15 protein-coding genes are annotated in these 20,899 nt (G+C 42.4%); 7 read left to right on the forward strand and 8 right to left on the reverse strand.

The window, feature by feature from the left end; translation table 11 throughout:
* Positions 1–143: 143 nt before the first annotated feature.
* The 5 genes from BM090_RS11715 to BM090_RS11735 form a co-directional block, all read right to left on the reverse strand.
* Positions 144–2,288: a ComEC/Rec2 family competence protein gene (locus BM090_RS11715; RefSeq protein ID WP_091512955.1), complete on the reverse strand. Its 2,145-nt coding sequence runs from the start codon at positions 2,286–2,288 to the stop codon at positions 144–146.
* A gap of 95 nt (positions 2,289–2,383) precedes the next feature.
* Positions 2,384–3,436, reverse strand: a complete 1,053-nt coding sequence (locus BM090_RS11720) for a PorP/SprF family type IX secretion system membrane protein (protein ID WP_091512959.1) — start codon at positions 3,434–3,436, stop codon at positions 2,384–2,386.
* A 40-nt stretch (positions 3,437–3,476) separates the two neighbouring features.
* Positions 3,477–5,828 carry an Ig-like domain-containing protein gene (locus tag BM090_RS11725; RefSeq protein ID WP_091512962.1) on the reverse strand — a complete coding sequence of 784 codons (2,352 nt, stop codon included), beginning with the start codon at positions 5,826–5,828 and terminating at the stop codon, positions 3,477–3,479.
* Positions 5,829–6,015: 187 nt separating this feature from the next.
* Positions 6,016–6,891, reverse strand: coding sequence for an aldose 1-epimerase family protein (locus tag BM090_RS11730; protein WP_091512966.1), 876 nt, complete (start codon positions 6,889–6,891; stop codon positions 6,016–6,018).
* Positions 6,892–6,971: 80 nt separating this feature from the next.
* A complete protein-coding gene (locus tag BM090_RS11735; RefSeq protein ID WP_091512968.1) occupies positions 6,972–7,601 on the reverse strand; it encodes an ABC transporter ATP-binding protein in 630 nt (209 codons plus the stop codon).
* A 111-nt stretch (positions 7,602–7,712) separates the two neighbouring features.
* Here BM090_RS11735 and BM090_RS11740 point away from each other — a divergent pair, with 111 nt between their 5' ends.
* Positions 7,713–8,387, forward strand: a complete 675-nt coding sequence (locus BM090_RS11740) for a DNA alkylation repair protein (protein ID WP_221405392.1) — start codon at positions 7,713–7,715, stop codon at positions 8,385–8,387.
* An 8-nt stretch (positions 8,388–8,395) separates the two neighbouring features.
* Here the strand turns inward: BM090_RS11740 and BM090_RS11745 are convergent, their stop codons facing one another.
* Complete coding sequence (locus tag BM090_RS11745) at positions 8,396–10,360, reverse strand: T9SS type A sorting domain-containing protein (RefSeq protein WP_177199918.1); 1,965 nt, start codon at positions 10,358–10,360, stop codon at positions 8,396–8,398.
* Positions 10,361–10,898: 538 nt separating this feature from the next.
* Here BM090_RS11745 and BM090_RS11750 point away from each other — a divergent pair.
* The 6 genes from BM090_RS11750 to BM090_RS11775 all read left to right on the forward strand — a co-directional run bounded on the left by BM090_RS11750 (position 10,899) and on the right by BM090_RS11775 (position 16,160).
* Complete coding sequence (locus BM090_RS11750) at positions 10,899–11,720, forward strand: DUF4249 domain-containing protein (protein WP_143083955.1); 822 nt, start codon at positions 10,899–10,901, stop codon at positions 11,718–11,720.
* Between the two features lie 48 nt (positions 11,721–11,768).
* Complete coding sequence (locus BM090_RS11755) at positions 11,769–12,476, forward strand: type III pantothenate kinase (protein ID WP_091512981.1); 708 nt, start codon at positions 11,769–11,771, stop codon at positions 12,474–12,476.
* On the forward strand, positions 12,466–13,764 hold the full coding sequence (locus tag BM090_RS11760) for a BamG family beta-barrel-assembly machinery protein (RefSeq protein WP_091512985.1): 1,299 nt from the start codon (positions 12,466–12,468) through the stop codon (positions 13,762–13,764). Before BM090_RS11755 ends, BM090_RS11760 begins: the two co-directional genes overlap by 11 nt.
* Before the next feature lie 123 nt (positions 13,765–13,887).
* Positions 13,888–14,346, forward strand: a complete 459-nt coding sequence (locus BM090_RS11765) for a hypothetical protein (protein WP_091512988.1) — start codon at positions 13,888–13,890, stop codon at positions 14,344–14,346.
* 17 nt (positions 14,347–14,363) lie between these two features.
* Positions 14,364–15,176 (forward strand): UDP-2,3-diacylglucosamine diphosphatase, encoded by an 813-nt coding sequence (locus BM090_RS11770; protein ID WP_091512992.1) that lies wholly within the window; start codon positions 14,364–14,366, stop codon positions 15,174–15,176.
* 231 nt (positions 15,177–15,407) lie between these two features.
* A complete protein-coding gene (locus tag BM090_RS11775; RefSeq protein ID WP_221405393.1) occupies positions 15,408–16,160 on the forward strand; it encodes a C40 family peptidase in 753 nt (250 codons plus the stop codon).
* 57 nt (positions 16,161–16,217) lie between these two features.
* Here the strand turns inward: BM090_RS11775 and BM090_RS11780 are convergent, their stop codons facing one another.
* Positions 16,218–17,462: a PorT family protein gene (locus tag BM090_RS11780; protein WP_091512999.1), complete on the reverse strand. Its 1,245-nt coding sequence runs from the start codon at positions 17,460–17,462 to the stop codon at positions 16,218–16,220.
* A 26-nt stretch (positions 17,463–17,488) separates the two neighbouring features.
* The gene (locus BM090_RS11785) at positions 17,489–20,893 is read right to left on the reverse strand and encodes a UvrD-helicase domain-containing protein (protein WP_091513003.1); all 3,405 of its coding nucleotides are present in this window, start codon (positions 20,891–20,893) and stop codon (positions 17,489–17,491) included.
* Positions 20,894–20,899: the final 6 nt, after the last annotated feature.

A 20,899-nucleotide genomic window follows, 5' to 3' on the forward strand; every position in this document is an offset into this window, starting at 1 on the left:
ACACCTACAAATCAAGTATTTATATAACTATTAACTATCTTATTTTCGCAACACAGATTGCTAATAGTTCATCATATCCTAAGCGTTTCACTAAAACACTTATTGTTTTTTTATTATAAAAAATCAACATTTTGATTTATCGCTTACTTCATGTAATTAGATTTGGCCAAATGCTCCACATACGCCCCACTCGCCCAAACGTTATGACAACGCAAATGCAGTCGGGCGGCTTCGGCGGCTAATTTTTCGGCGCGATAGGCTTTGTTGGAAGTGTCCAAAATAAGTTGCTGGCCTGCGTGAAGCCCCACCAAACTTTGCAAAGAATATAGGCTATTGTTCTGAATAATAATGTATTGCACGGCTTGCGGTACAAAAAGCGTTTGGCCGTATTTGAATGATTTATTTACCAACAAAATATTTTTATCGTTCCAGCGCAGCAGTGCTCCTTGCCCAAATTCTTTGGCGGGTACGGTGGCTTTTGCGGCTTTTGGCGAAGGCACAGACACAAAGTTCACGGCGTTGATGCCCATTTTGTACCAGTCCCCGTAAAGCCTGAAACGTTTGGTTTGTTCGTCGTTGAGCAGACTATCGGCGCAAACCAAATGCAAACTGCGACCTTCCGTCAAGCCTATTGCCGATTGGCGCGGCACAAAATACACGGCCAAACGTTGTTGGTGCGCTTGTTGCCAATCTTCGTAGAGTTGTCCCGTCATGAGTAGCAGCATAATCACGGATACTGCCGCCCAATACTGCATTTTTCTTTCGGCCAAAAATAAAAGTCCCAATACGATTATGGCATAAAATCCGATGGCTTCCAATGCCGAAATGTCGATGCCTTCGGTAATGGCCATCGGGAGTTTTTCGGTGAGCATTACGCCATGATTAAGTAGCCAAATTGACCAATACAATATTTTGGAAACCAATAGGTTAAGATACGGAACCCAGAAGGTAAACAGCATCGCGATTCCCGCAAACATGGCCACTGTTGAGATGGGAATTAGAAACAAATTGGACAACAGAAAGTAGTTGGGGAATTGATGGAAATAATACAGCCCCAGTGGAAAAGTCGCGATTTGGGCAGCCACCGACACGCAAGTATTTTCCCAAAGATAGTCGGCAATGCGGTTGGTAAAATTAAAGCGTTCGTACAAAAGCGGCTGGATATACACAATTCCAATCACGGCCACATACGACAGCAAAAAGCCCACATCAAAAAGCAAAAACGGATTATAACACAGCAAAACAAAAGCAGACACTGCCAACGTGTTGTAAATGTTGGTTTTGCGCTTCATGGCTTCGGCCAGTACCACAAACGAAAACATCGTAACAGCACGCAGCACCGATGCAGACCAACCCGTCAGGAGCGCGTAAAACCACAAACACACCAAAACCGTAATGGCAAAAAGCCAGTTTCCGTATTTTTTATTGCGTTTCAAGAACCCGAAAATAAAGACAAGTCCTTGATAAATAACCACTACGTGCATACCTGACACGGCCAAAATGTGCATGGCTCCAGCCGCCGAAAAAGCAGTTTTTACTTCGTTGTCGAGGCCATCTTTTACCCCCAAAATCAAGGCCGAACAAACGCCGTATTCTTGGCGTGAGGGAATGAATTTTCTAAAAATTTGGTCGCAAAAATGGTTGAGTTGGTATGCCCAAGCAGTGAAATAGTTGGGTGTGCTGTGTGCCAAAACCACAAACGAACCTTCGTGCGTAAATTTCTGAAAATAAACTTGTTGCAGGCGAGCTAAGTAAATTTTGAAGTCAAATTCTGCGGGATTTCGGCTGCCCGCTATCGTGTCGAGTGCGCCAGCAATCAGGAGTTTGTCGCCGTACTGAAGGGTTGGTTTGTTGGGGAATGTTATTTGCGCTTTGCCCTGCGTGTTGCGCCAACCTTGCCGCGTGCGAACTCGCTCTATTTCGACGATTGTTTTCTGATAAACGCCTTTTTGTTGCACGTCCGAAACGATAATGCCTTGATAGGCTTGCACCGAGTCGGCCAAATGGTTAAGGTGCAAAGGTTGGTTGCTTTCGGTGCGAAACATGGCCAGCGTCGCGCCAAAACTGCAAACCGCCGCCAAACCCACAAAGCCCAACAGCGTGTTGGCATTCGTGCCTAATTTTTTCTTTTGACCAAAAAAATAAAAAACGAGGTAAATAATTGGCAATATAATGCTGATAATAAGACTATAATTTACAGGCCAGATATGCGAACTGTACAGTAAAATGCCCAGCGATAAGGCCAAGACCAGCCGCAAAAATGCGTAAGCAGACCATTTGAATAGCATAAAAATAGTAGTTGGGTGATAAAAAAGAAAGTTGCACAAAATACTGATTCTTTAGTCTTTGTGCAACTTTTGGGCAATGAATTATTGAAGTAAAATTAGAACGACGGACAAGCGATTTTGCGCATTAGGCGGCGTTGGCATTTGTCCGAAACGAATTGGTAAGCCAATGAAATTTCGTGTGCGTTTTTGTAACTGCTTTTATTTAAGCCCGAAAGTGTATAATCGAAGCTATAACCGATGCGAAAGCCCATTGTCTTCAGACCAATTACTCCCACTAATGCTTCATTGGCTAGCTTGTCGTCTTCACTTTTAATAGGTAAACCCCTGTATGTCAATCCAATAGTTAACGGTTCTTTGGTATAATACGCACCCAAATCTATTTGATTGAAACTTCCTTGGTGTCTGAACTGAACCACAGGTGTTAGGCTATGCTCATCGAGTTTGCGTGTAAGACTTTTGGGTTGGTCGTTGAATGAAATTTTATAACCTGTATGCACCGAAAAACGACGAGAAATGCGGTCAGAACCTTCTTCTGCCAAAGCCTGATTCGGGCGATTGAGGTGATGGCCAGCAAAGCCAACCCAGAAATTACGATTGTATAACACTACACCCGCCGCCGCTTCTACGAAGCCTTTGGATGCGTAAGATTGTTGGTTGTCGGGCGTGGAAGTATTGGTAAAACCGTAGTCGTTGAACTGATCTGGGTAAGTAAGATTTCCACCCGAAAAGCCGCGCATGGTATAGCCCAATTGCACGCCGCCATTAAAGCCCCAATCCCCGTCGATACTGGTAATGTAGGCCGCAGAACCTGCCACTGATGTATTAGTAAAGCCATTTTTGGCAACATCACGGATTACTTGGCCGCCAAATCCTAAGCCTTTATCGCGTGAACGGGCAGGGTTGAGATAGTCCACCGACACGGCGTAAGTATTGAAATATGACCATTGGCGGCGGTAGTTGGCCACGCCACGCCAGCGCGACTTGGGGTCGTCGCAGGCATAGCCCAACGCACCCGTAAACGCAGGATTGATGAAAAGCGGTGCGGCGTAAAATTGAGAAAATTGGTTGTCTTGGGCTTGGGCTTTGTGTGGACGCAAAGAGAATACCAAAGAGGCTAGTAAAATTCCTGTATATATAAAATTTTTCATTGCTAATTAGAATTTTTAGGCTGTTTTTCAATGATTTAGACTAACGAATAAGTTGGAACATACCCGTTTTGCGTTTGCTTTGCGTCTGGCCTTTATGCGTGATTTCGTAGTCGATCACATAGGCATAATCGCCCGACGGGCATTCGTTATTATTGAAACGTCCGTTCCAAACCTCGTCTAAAGATTTTCCATAGAAAATACATTCGCCCCAACGGTTGTACACTTTCATTCCAAATTTAGTTACGCCGTTGCCGTGTACCTCAAAATAGTCATTATTGCCATCGTTATTAGGTGTAAAAGCATCTGCCACATAAATGTTGGGCACACATTCATCTCTGGTTACGGCGACGGTTCCCGACGATGGGCAACCTAAAGCATTGATAACAGCAACTCTATAAGTACCTGTTTTTCCTGTGCGAATGCTGCGGCTTGTATCACCTCTCGACCATTTGTAAGAGCTATAACCTGCAGGAGCTGTGAGTGTTACGGTGTCATTCTCGCAAACTGCACCCGTAATTTGAATTGGTAATGTATCTATTTTGGCATAAACCACTACGTTGGTAGTACTTGCAAGGCTCGAACAACCAGTACTGTTGGTTACTTTTAGGGTGTATGTTCCCGCATTCGCCGCGATACTTTTACTAAATACAACAGTTTGTTTGTTGGAAGTAAAACCATTTGGCCCCGTCCAATGATACTTTACGCCAGCAATCGTATCTGCACTAATTGTAAAAGGGTCTCCTTCACAAACAGGAGATGTATTTTTAGCCGTTGGTTGGATAGGCGCAGAGCGCAGTGTTAAATTAAGTTGAGCGGTATCGCTTGGGCAGCCATTGACAAAACGTACTAACTTATAAGCACCTGCTTTGATAGGAAATTGTGTAAAAACTACTGTGTCTTTGGTAGAAGTAAAGCCACTTGGACCAAACCATTTGTAGGTAGAGTTAGCCACCGTATCCGTTACAAAAACGCGCATCGTATCGTTTGGACAAATGGGCGTACTTACTGTGCTGATAGTTGGCTTTTTGGGTTGGCCTTTTACTTGTAGATTAAAACTTTTAACCGCACTGTTACAGCTATTGACAGTTACCATCAATTGATAAGTTCCTGCCGAAGCTACTGTAGGAATAAATGTTGGATTTTGTTGAGTAGAAAAGGTACTTCCGCTTGGGCCTGTCCAAGTATAAACTGCTCCTGCTACTGTCGGTGTAGTAAAAGTATAAGGTACGCCTGCGCAAGTAACTGTATCGGATGTGATGGTTGGTGTACTTGGCAATTGCTTAACAGTAACATTTACATCTACTGGCAAACTATAACAGTTTCCGAATTTGATACGAACGGAATATATACCTGTTTGCGCCAACGTTACATTATTGAGAATCAAAGGATTATTAGTAGAAGTTGTTCCATTCCCAGACCATTCAAAGGTAGCACCTGTTACAAATGAATTGGCCGTAAGTGTAAGCGTTCCATTTTCGCAAACACTTACAAAAGCACTACTTACGGTTGGCGATTGAGGATAAGCACTTACGACAATATTGGTAGTACTTTTGATGCTAGCGCAACCACTGGCAATGGTTTTTACCCCATACGTGCCAGCCGTTGCCGCACTGGCATTGGCTACACTAAAAGAAGGGTCGGTGGTTGTGATACTATCACCATTAGGCAAAAACCAACGATAAGTGTTGCCTGCAACCAATGCCGTAGAAATCACAATATTATTTCCACTACAAACAGGACTGTTAGAGTTGATAGTAGGCGTACTTGTTGTATTAGCAACCACAAAAGTATCAGTGGCACTTGTACAACCATTGAACGAGGCTCTAACGCGATAAGTACCTGTTGTACTTGGTGTTACGCTTGCTATAGTGTAAGATGCTCCCGTTTGGAAATTGCCGCTAGGATCTTCCCAAGTATATGTAGCTCCCGACACAGGATTGGTTGGACTTACAGTAATAGAACTACCCAAACACACCGCCGCAGGATTGGCTACTTCTGGTGTTGGAGGGGTAGTATTGATTTGAAGGGTTGTTGCTGGGCTAATAACCGACCCGTTTACAACACGTAACTTATAAGTGCTTGAAGTGGGGCTGTTAGCAGGAATTACACACGAAATACTCAAATTAGGGCCGTTATCTACCGTATAACTACCAATTGTAATTGGTGTGCCAAATGCTCCTGCTGCATCAGAAAGTTGCACATTATATTGCGGAGTGCCTGTAAAGCCACTGACTGTAGTATTTACAGTAATACTTGAGCCTGAACAGTAACTTGTTACGGGGATAATCCCTGCAATAACAGGCGTACTTATCGTCTGGCTAATAGCGGTTTGGCTTGCCAGTAAAAAAAACAGGAGAAATGTGTACCGCCAAAGCGTAAATATTTTGTACATACCTTAATAAAGTTAGATTTATCAGAGAATTAAACTAAATGAATACAATAGAATGATGCTTTTGCCCAAATTTGCAGTAATAATGCTTCTTTCGCAAGGCTTAGACTAAGAACAGTGAAAAAAAATAATGAATAGTAAAAATAAAAAGGCTACGCGTTCAAACGTAGCCTTTGAAAATGAAATCTTTTTATTTCAAAACAGAAATAGTGTAAATACTGGCATGGTCGCCACCTGCCGCCAAAGACAAAATGCCATCTTTTTCTGTCAGTTCGCCCGAAGCGTTTACGTTGTCGGCAATACCGAGCCAAGGCTCAAGACACACGAATGGCGCATCTTTCTTTGACCAAACGCCAAAATTTGGGAAACCTTTAAAGTACATTCCCAGCGCGTAGGTATTTTGTTTGTTAAACAAAATCACACTTTCTGAACGTAAGTTTTTGAAAATGAGTGCATCTTTATCGAAAATATTGCAGTGTAGCAGCAACTTTTGTGTGTTGTCCAAAAACTTTTCTTCAGCAATACCACCAATCAGGCCATTTTCTAAGCTGTAAAGCGGTTGCGTTTCAGGTTCTGAAAAATACAAATAATAGTCTTCGATGGTTTCGCCTTCTTCCACATTAATATTAAATGCAGGATGACCGCCTACCGAAAAATACATAGTGTCTTTGCCTGTATTTTTTACCCAATAATTTACATTTAGGTTGTTGTCGATAAGCTGATAACCAATGTAAAACTCAAACTCAAAAGGATAAATCCCCATCGTAACACTGTCAGACGTGAGTTTGTAAAGCAGTCGGTCGGTTTCGCGCCCTACCAAATCAAACTCCATGTCTCTGGCAAAGCCGTGTTGGCTGAGGCTGTACGTGTGCGTCTGGAAACGATATTCGTTGTTGCGTAGTTTGCCTACAATCGGGAAAAGCACGGGGGCATGGCGCGACCAATATTGCGTGCCTGCTTGCCACAAATATTCGCGCCCATCGGATACCCGACGAATACTTGTAAGCTCCGCACCTAAGTTATTGACCGACACCGACAAAAAGTTGTTTTTAATCGTTGTATTCATCGTCTTGTCAATAGATGTTGAAAATTTAAAAAGGCCGCGAATTTATTTTTTATTTTGGTTAAATCCAAATTTTTAGTCAGTTATTTTGCCTGTGGCTGATAGTCTGTGATGCAAATTTGGGCTTGCGCAAAGTCGTATTCGTAAGGCTGATTAGAACAAATCATTACCAAACGACCCGCCAAATGCTGTTGTACTTCGTGCCTGTACCAGTCGATACCGCGCAAATCCATGTTGGTAGTGGGTTCGTCCAGCAACAAAACGGGCGTGTCGGCCAGCATTGCCACGGCCAGTTTGAGGCGTTGCTTCATGCCCGACGAAAAATGTGCAATAATTTTGTGGCGAGCCTTCGGCAACTGGATTTTTTCTAACAATTCATCTTGCGGAATCGGCAGGCGCAAACGCTTAAATTTCCAATGAAAATTAAGCATTTCTTGTAACGTAAATTCTTCTATCAACTCCAAATATGGTGCTGTAATGGAAATATGCTGATACACATTGTCTGGCGAAACCGCTTGATTGTCATGTATATACTGAATTTGGCCTTCGGTGGCTGGCACTACACCCGAAAGCGTTTGCAACAACGTGGATTTACCCGAACCGTTTGCACCCGTAATGGCATAGACTGTGCCAGCCTCAAAAGTGTAATCCAGTTGTTTAAAAATCCAGTCGCGTTGGAAGCGTTTGCCGAGTTGTTGGGCGATAATGTTCATAACTTTTGGCCAAATAGCATTGTATATAAGTGGCCGCAAAAATAACGGCAATTGCCCTAAAAACCTTAGCTTTGGCCAAATGCTTGCTTTTTAGTTCTTCCCCGATATTTTATGAAAAAAGATATTATACTTTATATCAATGATTTAGAAGAAAAAATGGTCGCTGCGGCCAATCCCGAAAACGCCGCGCCGATGCAACAATATATGCGCAATCAATTTCCGTTTTTGGGTATCAAAACACCCGAAAGACGGGATTTGGTACGCGAGTTTGTCCGAACTAACGGCCTGCCAGATGTGGATAACTTAGAAAAATGTGTGGATATGTTGTGGAAAATGCCTGCCCGCGAGTTTCAATATGTGGCCATCGAGCTGTTGGGAAAGCAAGCTAAAAAACTACCAGAAGAGGCGATTGTGTGGCTGGAACGCTGGGTTACAAGTCGTTCGTGGTGGGATAGCGTGGACGTTTTGGTGGGTGTCATTGGCATTTATTTTGAAAAATACCCGCACCAAATCGCAGCAATCAATGAACGTTGGATTACGTCGGGCAATATTTGGCTGCAACGCTGTACGCTTATTTTTCAGTTGCGTTACAAACAAAAAACCAATCAGGATTTACTTTTTGAAAATATCCGAAAGCTGGCAAGCTCAAAAGAGTTTTTTATCCAAAAAGCGATTGGCTGGTCTTTGCGCCAATATGCGCGTGTGGCACCTGTGGCCGTCCAGACTTTTGTAGATACACATACGCTCGCGCCTTTGAGCCGCCGCGAAGCCCTCAAACATTTATAGTGGTTTGTTTAGTGCAGCAGTATTGGCTGATTAATTATTGTGTTATGCAAAGTAAGATGTAAAATGTATTGGCCTTTGGGAAGTAAAGTTAAATCCATCGTGTGTTTTTTGATTTCGTTATTGGATTCAAATTCTCCTTCCCGCATGGTTTGGCCAAGATGATTGATTAAAGTGTATTTGTAGTATTGTGGGTTGGGCAAATGCAAAGTAATCATTCCTCCACTTGGATTAGGATATACTTGTACTGCTAATTTTCGTAATGTAACGTAGCAGGTAGGCGAATAATCAAATTTTCCATCAGCGTCCCATTGTTTGAGGCGATAATAATATCCTATGGCTTGTCGTATTTCATTGTCCCAAAACGCATACCGATTGGGTTGCGAACTATTACCAACAGCTTTTACTTTCCCTATTGCCTCAAAATTATGGCCATTGGTGCTGCGTTCTATTTCAAAACGGTCTGCATTGTTTTCTGAAACGATTTCCCATTCTAATGCAATGGATTTGTCTCGAACCATTGCTCCAAAATAAGTTAGCTCTACGGGTAATATATTATTGCTGAGTTTGAGCAAGAAAATATCTGAGCTGCTAACGGCTGTAAGATTGGCAATGCTTGCGTCTGGGTCAAAATCCGCCGTTCCCTGAAATGTTCCTGTGATATATAAATTAGGCGTTCCGTCTATGGCAATGGCATTTGCTTTATCTGAACCAATGCCGCCAACTCCCCGCACCCAAAGAAAATTACCATTGTTGTCTAATTCTTGTACAAAAGCATCGTTGCTGCCCGCAGACGTTAAGTTTGCAACACTTGCACTGGGGTCAAAATCTACGGTAGCTTGATAAAAACCAGTTGTATAAACATTATTACTGGCATCCAAATACACAGAAGTGGCGGCATCTGCTCCGCTTGCTCCTGCCCTTTTTGCCCAAACGTAATTGCCAGCCGCACTAAGTTTTACAGTAAAAATATCTGTATTGCCAGCAGAAGTTAGATTGGCTGTCGCGGCACTTGGGTCAAAGTCGGCAGTTCCCCCAAAATAACCTGCGGCATAAACATTTCCTGCAGCATCGACTTCGATACTACTACTTCTTTCATCGCTTGTCCCCCCTAATTTTTTTACCCAAACCAATGTGCCTGCACTATTCAGTTTAAGCGCCAGCGCATCTTCCGAAGAAGCCGACAAGTTGGCACTTGCCAAACTGGGGTCAAAGTCCACAATGCCCGTAAAATAGCCAGACACTAAAACATTGCCTGAATTGTCAATGGTAATAGCATTTCCGTAGCTGTTGCCCAAGCCGCTCATGGATTCTGCCCAAACCAGATTGCCAGAGGCATCTAATTTTTGTACAAAAAGATTGTCATAAGCAAGTGTAGCGGAGAGATTGAGTACCAACGCGCCTGGATCAAAGTCCATTATGCCCCACAAATAGCCCGTATTATAGACATTGCCTGCGTTATCTACGGCGATAGCAAAACTATTGCCGCCACCGAGTCCTGTCATGGCTTGCGCCCAAACAAAATTGCCTGAATTGTTGAGTTTTAATACAAAAATATCCGTACCTAAAGCCGTCAGATTATACGTTGCTGCACTTGGGTCAAAATCGACGGTGCCCGTAAAAATACCTGAGAGGTAAATATTTCCTGTTGCGTCTGCTGTAATGGTATAAGCTTCTTCGGTGCTTGTACCGCCAATGCTTTTAGCCCAAATAAAATTGCCATTAGCATCGAATTTGGTAATAAAAATATCATTACCGCCACTGGAAGTCATGTTAGCGACTCCTGCGCTGGGGTCAAAATCTGCTGTGCCCGAAAACACACCAATGGTGTAGAGATTCGGAACCGCATCAACATATAGAGCATTGCTTTGTACGGCACCTGTCCCACCTATGTTTTTGGCCCATTGATACATTTGTGCGAAAGCCCCCCACTGCAATAATCCTAATAGCAGTGAAAGAGATACTATCTTTTTCATAAGTGAGTAGTTTTTGAGTTTTGAATTAGGGTAATAGCTGAGCGAAGGCAATAGCTGACAATTGGAGAAGAGATACACTATGAATTGCAAAACAATGAAGTGTACTTTAGTACTTAACAATCTTTTTAATGTAAACATTTAAAGATTTACTATATTTATAGTGGGCTTTTGCCTTCTATACAAAGGTAGAATGCTATCTTTAATTAAATAAATGGGGGGATTTTATACGCTGAATGTTACACAAAATATACATATTGTTTTTATTATAACAATATATTTTTTTTCAAAAAATTACACCACATATTGAATCTAAAATTCTATATAACAATATAAATACTCGGTGTAATAAGCATTTTATTAGATTACAGAATATTTATTACACATAACATTATTTTTTTATTACATACAAATAAGTGTACAGTGTTTATTTAAATAATATAGTTTCTTAGATATTTTATTGTGATTTTCTATACATATCTTACAATTAAACAATGTGATTTTTCGTTTGTTTAAAGGCAAATCAATCATCAAAACAATAATGAAAAACTTGCATTTATATCAGAGTATAGCAGTGGCAATGTTAGCGGTGCTGCTGCCCGCCTGCGACTTTCAGAAAAATGTAACTATCGACTTACCTACTTACGAACAAGGCTTGGTGGTAGAATGTTATTTGGAAAAAGGAAAGCCGATGCGTGCGTTGCTTACCGAAAGTTCTAGCTACTTTGATACTTTGGCCGAAACGACCGTGAAAGATGCGCGAGTAACCATTACCAAAAAAGGTCAAACACAGGCTTTGCCTTACAGTCCAATGTACGATTTGCAGTATCGCAAAATCTACACACACCGTAATTATGCCAATACCGTTCCTGACTACAATGCGGTTTATTCCATAGACATCACCGACCCCAAAGGCCGACACCTCACAGGCACTACGCGTTTTTTGCCCGAACCTGTGATAGATAGCGTAAAGTTGATTTTTCAGGAAAAAGACACGACAGCTTCGCTGCGTATGTGGATAAAAGATGATCCCAATGCAGAAAATTATTACCGTATTTTGGTGAACAGAGATAGCCTGACGGGTGGTGCGGATTTTGACCGCACGTTCCAAGATCAAGTGTTTAACGGCCAAAGTTTTCCATTTTTTACCAATTACCGCTATAAATTAGAAGATACATTGTACGTGCGCGTATTCAATATCGAAAAGCCGTATTTTGATTTTTTGCGGTCTTTGGAAAATGCGCAACGCTCTAACGGAAATCCGTTTACGCAACCCGCTTCTGCGCAAGCCACCGTACAAGGCGGTTATGGAGTTTTCACCACGCTCAATTATGTACAAAAAATAGTTATTGTTAAAAAGTAAAGATATTGATGCCCTTATTTTTATTTAAATAATACCTTACTTTGGGGCATGAATTTGACCATAGACATCGGCAATACGCGCACGAAAGCAGCTTTGTTTGAAGGCTCAAAATTGCTGCACGTGTTTTATAAAGTTTTGCCTACCCAACTCACAGATTATAAGATAGATAATGTAATTGTTTCGTCTGTAGCGCAAGCCGATGGGTTGAAGTGGAAAGAAGCATTCGGATTGGCTAACTATTTGAATTTCAGCCAACAAACACCCGTTCCGTTTCGGAATCATTATGCCACGCCACATACTTTGGGGCTGGATAGAATCGCGGCGGTGGTGGGTGCTATGGTGTTATTTCCGCAAAAAAATTGCTTGGTGATAGACGCGGGCACTTGCATTACTTTCGACCTTGTGGAGGCTTCGGCAGACTATCGGGGCGGAGCTATTTCGGCAGGTTTGCACATGAGAGCCAATGCGCTACATACTTTTACGGCGCGTTTGCCGTTAGTAGAAAACCTTAGCCCAACGCCGCTGATTGGCACAAGCACACACGAGGCCATTTTGAGTGGCATTGTGAATGGAACAGTGGCCGAGTTGGAAGGAATAATTGGTCGTTATGAGCAGCAATATGCAGATTTGCAGGTGCTTATTTGTGGCGGTGATGCGGCTTTTTTTGAAAGCCAACTAAAAAAGACAATATTTGTAGTTTCGGACTTAGTTCATATAGGATTAAACAGGATTTTAGAATATAATAATGAATTGTAAACGTATCGTCGGGCTGATGGCCTTGAATTGCTGGCTGGCTTATGGTGCTCTGGCACAAAATACAACGGGGCACTCCCCTTATTCACGTTTTGGTTTGGGCGATTTGTCTTCGCAAGGTGGCAGCCGTGCAATGGGCATGGCCGAAACAGGAGTAGCTGCTCCTTCTGACGAAAACATCAATTTGTTAAATCCTGCTTTGCTCACGTACAATCGTGTTACCAATTTTCAGATAGATTTGTATGGGCAAAGAAAGAAAATGAGTACGTCTTCGGCTTCCGAAACAAGCACGGGTGGTGGCCTGACCAACCTTGCGTTTTCTTTTCCGATTACCAAGAAAATGACAGCCGCCTTTGGCCTTTCTCCTTATTCGTCGGTGGACTATTGGCTCAATACCACAACGGTAATGAATACTGCCACAGACACAGCCTCAGCTATTTATGCCTATAAAGGTTCTGGTAGTTTGTCTAAAGTTTTTCTGGCAACAGGCTACGCCATTACGCCCAATTTGTCGGTAGGTGTACAGGCCAATTATTTATTTGGAACGCTTACTAATGAGTCTGTTGTACAAATATTGCCAGCATCAGATAACAACTCATTTTCTGTAAACAAGCGTGATTATTATTCACGCATTCTATTTAAACCAGGTGTTTTTTATAAAGCAATTATAGATACAGCTAGCCGCAAATATATAGGTATAGGAGCTACTATTGAGTTAGGTTCGTCGGGCAATCTTCGTTACGACAATAAAATATACGAATATGATGGTCAAGGCGGAACAGTAGAAATAGACGAGCGTAGTATAAATCAAAAAACAAATTTTACGATGCCTGCCACTTATCGCGTGGGTTTGGGAATGGGCGTTCCTTTGAAATGGAAGTTAGCTGCCGACTTCTCTTATACAGATTGGACGAAATTGAAAAATAATAACACAACCTCAAATTCGGCCATGAATGCCGCTTATATGGCTGCTGTTGGTGGTGAATGGATTCCGGGTTATCATAAAGCGGGCTATTGGAACAAAGTTACTTATAGAGCTGGTCTTAATTTTCAGCAAACGCCCATTACCGTAAACGGGCAAAAAATCAATGATATGTACGTGGGCTTAGGAATGGGATTACCTATTTTCCGTAAAGAAACAAAGTTCATGTATCCGATGGTTAATTTGGGCTTGGCCGTAGGTCAGCGCGGAACTACTCAAAACAGCGGCATCAAAGAAAACTACTTCCGTATTAGTTTAGGTTTTGTGCTAAACGATAATTTGTGGTTTACGCGTTACAAAATTGACTAATTGGTTACTTATCAATAAATTATCTGCGTGCGAAAAAGGCTTATGTTTGCTTTTTTCGCACGCATTGTTTTGAGTGAAATGAAATTTTGCCATATCTTGGCCTTATCTATTTTATTTTGAAAAATGAAAAATAAATTTGTTTGGCTTTTGTTGCTCACATTGGCAGCTTGTACGCCTCGTTGGGAAGACGAAGAAAAAGAAAAGTTCCGACAAGATTGTATGCGCGGCGCGACTAATTCGAATTTTGGCAATCCTGAAGTGTATTGCGATTGTATGCTTAATAATTTGATGAAGGCTTACCCCAATCCCGACGACATACACGAGCTTACGCCAGAACAGTTGGCCACTTACGCCATGGATTGTGCCGATAGCGCACAGCGCGATGCCATCGTTTGGCAACCCGCCGTAGAACAAGCCTTTAAAGATAGTTGCCTGAAAATGGCAGCGCAAACCCAAAAAGTAAACCCCGACCAATATTGTGATTGTGTGTTGGATGGTGTAAAAAAACGTTTCCGTACCACGAACGATTTGTCCCAACTCAATCCGCAAACCATGCAGGCCATCGGCCAAACTTGCCAGTAAATTCATTCTAAAAAGACGTGATACCAACCATTAATCAACTTCCTGAAGGGAAAAAAATATTCTTTGCTTCTGATTTTCACTTGGGTTCGCCCACACACGAGAAAAGTCGCCGCCGTGAAGACCGTATCGTGCGTTGGTTGGATTGGGCTGCGCCGCAAGCGGCGGCCATTGTATTAGTTGGCGATATTTTTGATTTTTGGTTTGAATACAAACACGTGATTCCCAAAGGGTTTATTCGTTTTCAGGGCAAATTGGCGCAGCTTACCGATGCGGGGATTCCTGTGTACGTTTTTACGGGCAACCATGATATGTGGCTGTTCGATTATTTCCCAAAAGAACTCAATATTCCTGTTTTTCGTGCACCCCAGACGTGGCAAGTCGGCGATAAAAAACTATACGTTGGGCATGGCGACGGCTTGGGAAGTGGCGACTACACCTACAAACTCCTGAAAATTGCGTTTGATAGTAAAGTATGCCAGTGGCTTTTTAGCTGGATTCATCCGAACGTAGGCATGGGCATCGCGGACGCGTGGTCTAAGAGCAGCCGCAGCCACAACGACAAAAAAGGCACAGACGAACATTTTTTGGGCGAAGGCGAATGGCTTTGGCAATATTGCCGCGATTTTCACCTACAAAACCCGCATGATTATTACATCTTCGGACATAGACATTTAGCCTTACAACTGCCTGTAAGTCAGCATGCCCAGTATATCAATTTGGGCGAGTGGTTCAATACATATTCTTTTGGGAAATTTGATGGAAAACAGATGAATTTGTACACTTTTTCGGAAGACGGAAAAGTAGAACCCCTAATGTTAAACCAAGTTTAGTACAACAAAAATTAGATTTTTTCGTTACAATTTTCAAAAAAAGCAATTAAACCTTGCATTACTTGGTGCATAGGGCTACCTTTGCGCCTCGTTTCGTACTCTTTATCCAAGATTGCATTGTTTTTGTCGAGGCTAACGACCTCACATATTAAATTTTAGATTGTTATGAAAAACATATTCTCACTTCGAGCAAGGTATCAGGGCTTGGTTACTATAAAAAAGATTATAGGATTGAGTTGTTTATTACTTGTAGTGGCTGCTTGCAAAAAGCAACCAAGTTCGCGCCCAAGCTATGGCTGGGACGCACCGAGTGAAGCAGATAATCCCGCATCAGTACAAACAGCACTGGCCGATTTTCCTGCGGAAGATAGTTTGGAGTCAATCAACACACGAAACACACGCAGAATCGTCGGCCGTAGCCATTTTCCTTTTATCGTTAATAAAACATTTCTTAATCCCCAACCCGTAATAGAACCGACCAACCTAACGGAGTGGCGCAACCCTGTGGGCATGGAAGACGAGTTCCGCGACAGCTTGGTATTTGTGGCACGTCGTTATTTGGGTACGCGTTATCGTTCGGGCGGCAAAACGCCGCGCGGCTTTGACTGTTCGGGTTTTACGGGCTATGTGTTCGGGCGTTTTGGGGTTAAATTGCCGCCTTGCTCCTATTTACAGGCACGTATTGGCGAAAAAGTAAGCCTCAAAGAAGCACGCAAAGGCGATTTGGTATTTTTTGGTTATTCGGGCTACTCGCGCCGCCGCAAAAAAGGAAAAGGCCGTCAACGTTACTATAGTGCCAGAACTTGGACACGCGTCAATCATGCCGCAATTGTTATTTCGGATCCAGGGCAACCATTGCGTATTATTCACAGTGCAAGCCGTAGAGGCGTTGTTGTCTCTAGTATTTCGGGTTACTGGAAACGCCGATTGCTTTTTACGCGTCGCGTTATAGACGAAAAGGTTTCAGAAAAAGCAATGAATTAAAAATATAAAGTAAATCCCGCATAAAATTAGTTTTATGCGGGATTTTTATTTGGTAAATTATTTACTAAAAAGCGTATAGCCAAGCGTAACACCCATAGATTTGTATTGGACAGCAATACCCGAATCTTTGATGATGTCGCGTGATGCGAGATAACGCCCTTCTATACTGGCTCTTTTATATCGATAACCCAATCCAATGGCAATATTATTAGAGTTATTTAATGGAGTTGTGGTTTGGTAACCATACGAATTATTGGAATAAACGATCTTAGCATTAGAATTATTAATTGGTTTATTCCATATCCAAAAACCATTGACAAAAATGGTGTTATTTTTATTAATAAAAAAATGATGTCTTACGCCTAATGCAAATGATAAAAATTGATATTTCAGCTTTGAATTTTGGTAATAATAATTATCTTTTTTAGTCGTTTTTTCTCCCGTAAAGTGACTGTATGTAGGCTCTACAATAATAGCCCATTTATTTTTATTAAATGGTAAATAATACTGAAATTCAAATCCAAGGCGAGAAGCTACTTGTTTATCAAAATCAGTAACAGAAGCAGTATTATCTATTATTTGTGCCGTGCTTTGATAAAGTCCAGCTTTGACCGAAACGTCCATTACTTTACGCGCAACAGTTGGCATAATAGTAGGTTTTATCTTGCTCGTATCACTACATTGATTATACTTATCAAACGTTTTTATCATGTCGTTTTTAGTATATTTAATGTTGCTAAAAGAAGTAATTGGCGCATCTTTACACCTAATAAATTGTTGTAATTGAGCTATATAACTTGTATTTTTAACAATATAGCTTCTACCACTACTCTTATTGGTAGTTTTGTATCTTTTGTAAATAAGTTGTTGGGGAGTCACCATAGAATCTACCGTGAAAAAGTAACGCTTCATGTCGCCTTTTTCAAATAAATACAAATTGGCTTTCCCTTCGACTAATTGGCGTAAGAAAATTGTATCTTTTTTCATGTACGGCTGACGTTCGTCAGAAATATCATTCACAGTATTAGAAGACACATCCCATTCCGTAATGAAACATTTATAAATGGATTCATTTTCTACCGAAAATTCTTTAACGGTCGTTGTTCGGGCTGTTTGTTTTTCTCCATTTTCGGTCAGCTTATAATCAAAGTATTTAGGATTATCTTTCCAATCAACATTTCGGATAAAACAATCTATTTTTTTGCCTTCATTATCAATAAAATAACCTTTTTGATAACGAATTTGCGCAAAAGAATGAAGGCTTAAAAAAGTAAATAACAGTAGCAGAAATTTGTTTTTCATATTTAGTATTTATTTAAAAAATGATGTTAAAGAGATAGTACAGGCTGTATTTTTAGCTCTTGGCCTTGCGCCGTAGCGGGCAAATATACCAAATAACCTTCAGTTTTATAATTCATTTCTTGCAAATAACCCATATATTCTTGCACTTGCTCGGTATGCTTGGGGTGGCTTTGGCCAGTCTTGAAATCAATCACAACGGCGTTTTGGTCTTTGATAAGCACGCGGTCGGGGCGACGAATTTTTCCGTTGGGCAAAATAATATCCGACTCGTTGTAAATGCTCCATTCGTCCGAAAACCAAGCCGCCATTTGCGGATTGGCTAAGGCTTGGCGCACGCGGTCGCGCAACTCACGTACTTCGGCTTCGCTGGCTTGGCCTTCAAAATACGGCTTGGCCAACGCCGTTTTCAGGTCTTTGGCCGTGCGAATACTGGCCATAATGTCGTGGAGCATCAAGCCGAAACTAACTTTCTGATAGCGCAGCTTTTTACTTTCGTCTTGCTCAAAAAATCCCCGCGACTGCGTGAGCAAATTCAGTCGGTTGCGCCATGTTTCAGCCCTGAAATGCTGCATCACAAAAGCATTGTTATTGCTTTCGTGCGCCGTTTGCGTAGGCCATTGCCCCACTTCAAACACGTTGGCTTCTTCATCAAAATAATGTGCAAGCGGCAGATAATCAGGTTTTTCTGCGGTAGGCTGTATGTTGGTTGTGCGAATGGCCTCGTAGAGCAAAGCACTTACGCGATTTACTTTTACTTCGTTGTTTTTGCCAATGCCTTTGGGCTTTGGGCACAGGCAAATCAAGGTATTTTCGGGGCGCGTGAAAGCCACATACAACAAATTCAGGTTGTCCAAATAAGCCTGTATTTTTTCGCTGTAATAATCTTTGGCGTAAACAGTTTGACCTAATTCTTTGCCATAACGAATCGGCGAAATAGGCAATTGGCCGAACGGTTCGGTGTCGGTGCTTGCCCACAAAATGTTGTGGTGCTTTACGTTATGGTCTAAATCCCAATCGCAAAACGGAATAATTACGGCAGGATATTCCAGCCCTTTGGAGCTATGCACCGTAATAATTTGCATGGCGTTTTGGCCTTCGGGCAGGCGCACCGAAAGTTTTTGGCGTTTTTTCTCCCACCATTCCCCAAACGAACTCATATCGCCGTTGCCTGTGCGGTTGTATTCGAGTATCGCGTCCAGAAAACCTTGCAAATAGGCGCGTTCGGCCTCTATTTTATTGAGTTCAAAAATCGCGATAAGCTGCTCGGTGAGTTCATAAATGGCCATTTTGTTGAATGAAGGCCGTTTTTCGATAAAAGCCGCAGGCAAAAAGCGTTGGAAAAGTTCCAAACTATGTTGTGCCGAACGGTATGTTACGCCTCCAAAAAGTTCGTTGAGTTCTTCGGGTGTCGGGACGGGCGTTTTGTACAAACTCGGTTTGATGTAACTGCAATATTCGTACAGCACGTGCGCCGACGCGATGCGGTTGGCGGTGTTGTGCAAATACGCCAGCAACGACACAAGCAGCCGCACGGAACTGGCACTTTCCAAGAGCAACGAATCTGCCGAAACTGCCTCATACACATATCGTTGCGGTTGGGCTTCTGCGCTATTTTTGTAGTCCAAAAGTGCTTGTGCCACCAAAATTCCGTCCAAACTATTGCGCACCAAAAACGCAATATCAGAAGCCGCCAAGCCGCGTTCTTGGAGTTGCTCAGCAATTTTTACCAAACGTTTTTGGGCAATTTGTTTCCAACCCGTCACGCGGCTTGTCGTTGTTTCGTTGTCGGCCTCGTCGTCGGTTTCTTGTTCGCTATCTTGTTCTTTATCAATAAATTCTACTCGCACCAAACCTTTGTCGGATTGTTGGCGTTTGGTTTCGGGGAAAATCTGGTACACGTCGGCGTAGGCCGTCGGGATTTTCTGCACTTCGGCCAAAATATCTGGGCTAAGATGTGGCTCGGCTTCTAATTTTTCGGCCAAAAGATTGGCACTTGCCACAAAAAAACTATTGTTGAAAGCGATTACATTTTGTTTGCTTCGCCAATTGTTGTTCAGATAGCGGCGTTCGGTTTGGTACGAACCGATTTGTTTTTCTACTTTTTCCAACAAAAGTTTCCAGTCGCCACCGCGCCAACGGTAAATAGATTGTTTCACATCGCCTACAATCAAATTCAAATTTCCTTCAGCTAAACTATTCTCTACCAATGGTTTAAAATTTTCCCATTGCATATTAGACGTGTCCTGAAACTCATCAATCAAGAAATGTCTGTACGTGTTGCCGACTTTTTCGTACAAATACGGCGCGTCGCTGCCCGCAATGATGCCGTTGAGAAAACGCGGCACATCGGCCATCAAAAAAACGTCGTTTTCGTCGCGGTACTGCTGAAGTTTGACGGCAATATTGGCCAAAAGTCCCAACGTATAGAAATACCGTAACACTTCTTTGGCGGTTTTGTACGAAAGTCCTTGTGTTTGGTACAAATCCGTTGCCTCCAAAAGCAATTGCAGCAAGCCGCCAGCCACTACATTTTCGATAGATTCTTGTTGTTTGCTGGTTTTGGAATACCACTTAGAAAGGTCTTCGGGTGTTTCTACGATGGTCTGTACTCTTGTTCCAAAGTCGTAGTTATCAGGCTTTTGTATTTTATAAAAATAATTGGCTACACCACTTTTCCCGAAAGCAAAATCCGCTACGTCCAAGCCATGCGACTGCATCAGTGCCACGCCTTTTTGTCCCAACTCACGCATTTTGGTTTCCAAATCGCGACGCATCTTGGCGATTTGTTCGCGGTATTTCACCAAAAAGTTTTTGTCGTCCAGATGCGGACGAAGCGCGGCTTCAAATCGCGAAAAATTTTCGTTAAAAATCTCGTTGGCAAGCTGTAAAATATCTTTCTGAATGTCCCATGTTTGGCCTTCTTCGATGCGCGTTTCGGCAAATTGCGTGAGCCAAAGTGTAAGCATTTCGTTTTTGCCTGCATCTTCCAACAGCAACTTAATAGCTTCATTGATAGCGGATTGCGTATCCAAATCCAGCCGAAAATTAGTGCTAAGGTCTGTTTCGCGAGCAAAAGCACGAAGTATTTTCTGAAAAAAACTGTCGATGGTACTGATGGCAAACTGCGAGTAGTTGTGCAAAATCAACGACAAAACCTCATTGGCGCGCTCGCGCAAACCTGCCGCACTCAGTCCCGTAAATTCCTGTAATTCGGTAGCCAACGGCGAAGATTGGCCTTGCGCCAAGCCGCGCAGGGTCTGAATAATGCGGCTTTTCATTTCTTCGGTCGCCTTGTTGGTGAAGGTTACGGCCAAAATGTGCCTGAACTGGTGCGGGTCGCGCATGACCAGTTGCAAATATTCGCGTGTAAGCGTGTAGGTTTTGCCCGAACCAGCCGACGAGCTATAAATCCGAAAGAATTTCTGGGACATAAGCGT

Source organism: Flexibacter flexilis DSM 6793, from assembly GCF_900112255.1.
GTDB classification, from domain to species: Bacteria; Bacteroidota; Bacteroidia; order Cytophagales; family Flexibacteraceae; genus Flexibacter; species Flexibacter flexilis.

Excerpts from the sequence above, each read along its gene's own strand:
- BM090_RS11785 (WP_091513003.1), bottom strand. The coding sequence starts at position 20,893 with ATGTCCCAGAAATTCTTTCGGATTTATAGCTCGTCGGCTGGTTCGGGC.
- BM090_RS11735 (WP_091512968.1), bottom strand. The coding sequence starts at position 7,601 with ATGAACATTATCGCCCAACAACTCGGCAAACGCTTCCAACGCGACTGG.
- BM090_RS11715 (WP_091512955.1), bottom strand. The coding sequence starts at position 2,288 with ATGCTATTCAAATGGTCTGCTTACGCATTTTTGCGGCTGGTCTTGGCC.
- BM090_RS11740 (WP_221405392.1), top strand. The coding sequence starts at position 7,713 with ATGAAAAAAGATATTATACTTTATATCAATGATTTAGAAGAAAAAATG.
- BM090_RS11780 (WP_091512999.1), bottom strand. The coding sequence starts at position 17,462 with ATGAAAAACAAATTTCTGCTACTGTTATTTACTTTTTTAAGCCTTCAT.
- BM090_RS11730 (WP_091512966.1), bottom strand. The coding sequence starts at position 6,891 with ATGAATACAACGATTAAAAACAACTTTTTGTCGGTGTCGGTCAATAAC.
- BM090_RS11725 (WP_091512962.1), bottom strand. The coding sequence starts at position 5,828 with ATGTACAAAATATTTACGCTTTGGCGGTACACATTTCTCCTGTTTTTT.
- BM090_RS11750 (WP_143083955.1), top strand. The coding sequence starts at position 10,899 with ATGAAAAACTTGCATTTATATCAGAGTATAGCAGTGGCAATGTTAGCG.
- BM090_RS11765 (WP_091512988.1), top strand. The coding sequence starts at position 13,888 with ATGAAAAATAAATTTGTTTGGCTTTTGTTGCTCACATTGGCAGCTTGT.
- BM090_RS11745 (WP_177199918.1), bottom strand. The coding sequence starts at position 10,360 with ATGAAAAAGATAGTATCTCTTTCACTGCTATTAGGATTATTGCAGTGG.
- BM090_RS11755 (WP_091512981.1), top strand. The coding sequence starts at position 11,769 with ATGAATTTGACCATAGACATCGGCAATACGCGCACGAAAGCAGCTTTG.
- BM090_RS11760 (WP_091512985.1), top strand. The coding sequence starts at position 12,466 with ATGAATTGTAAACGTATCGTCGGGCTGATGGCCTTGAATTGCTGGCTG.
- BM090_RS11720 (WP_091512959.1), bottom strand. The coding sequence starts at position 3,436 with ATGAAAAATTTTATATATACAGGAATTTTACTAGCCTCTTTGGTATTC.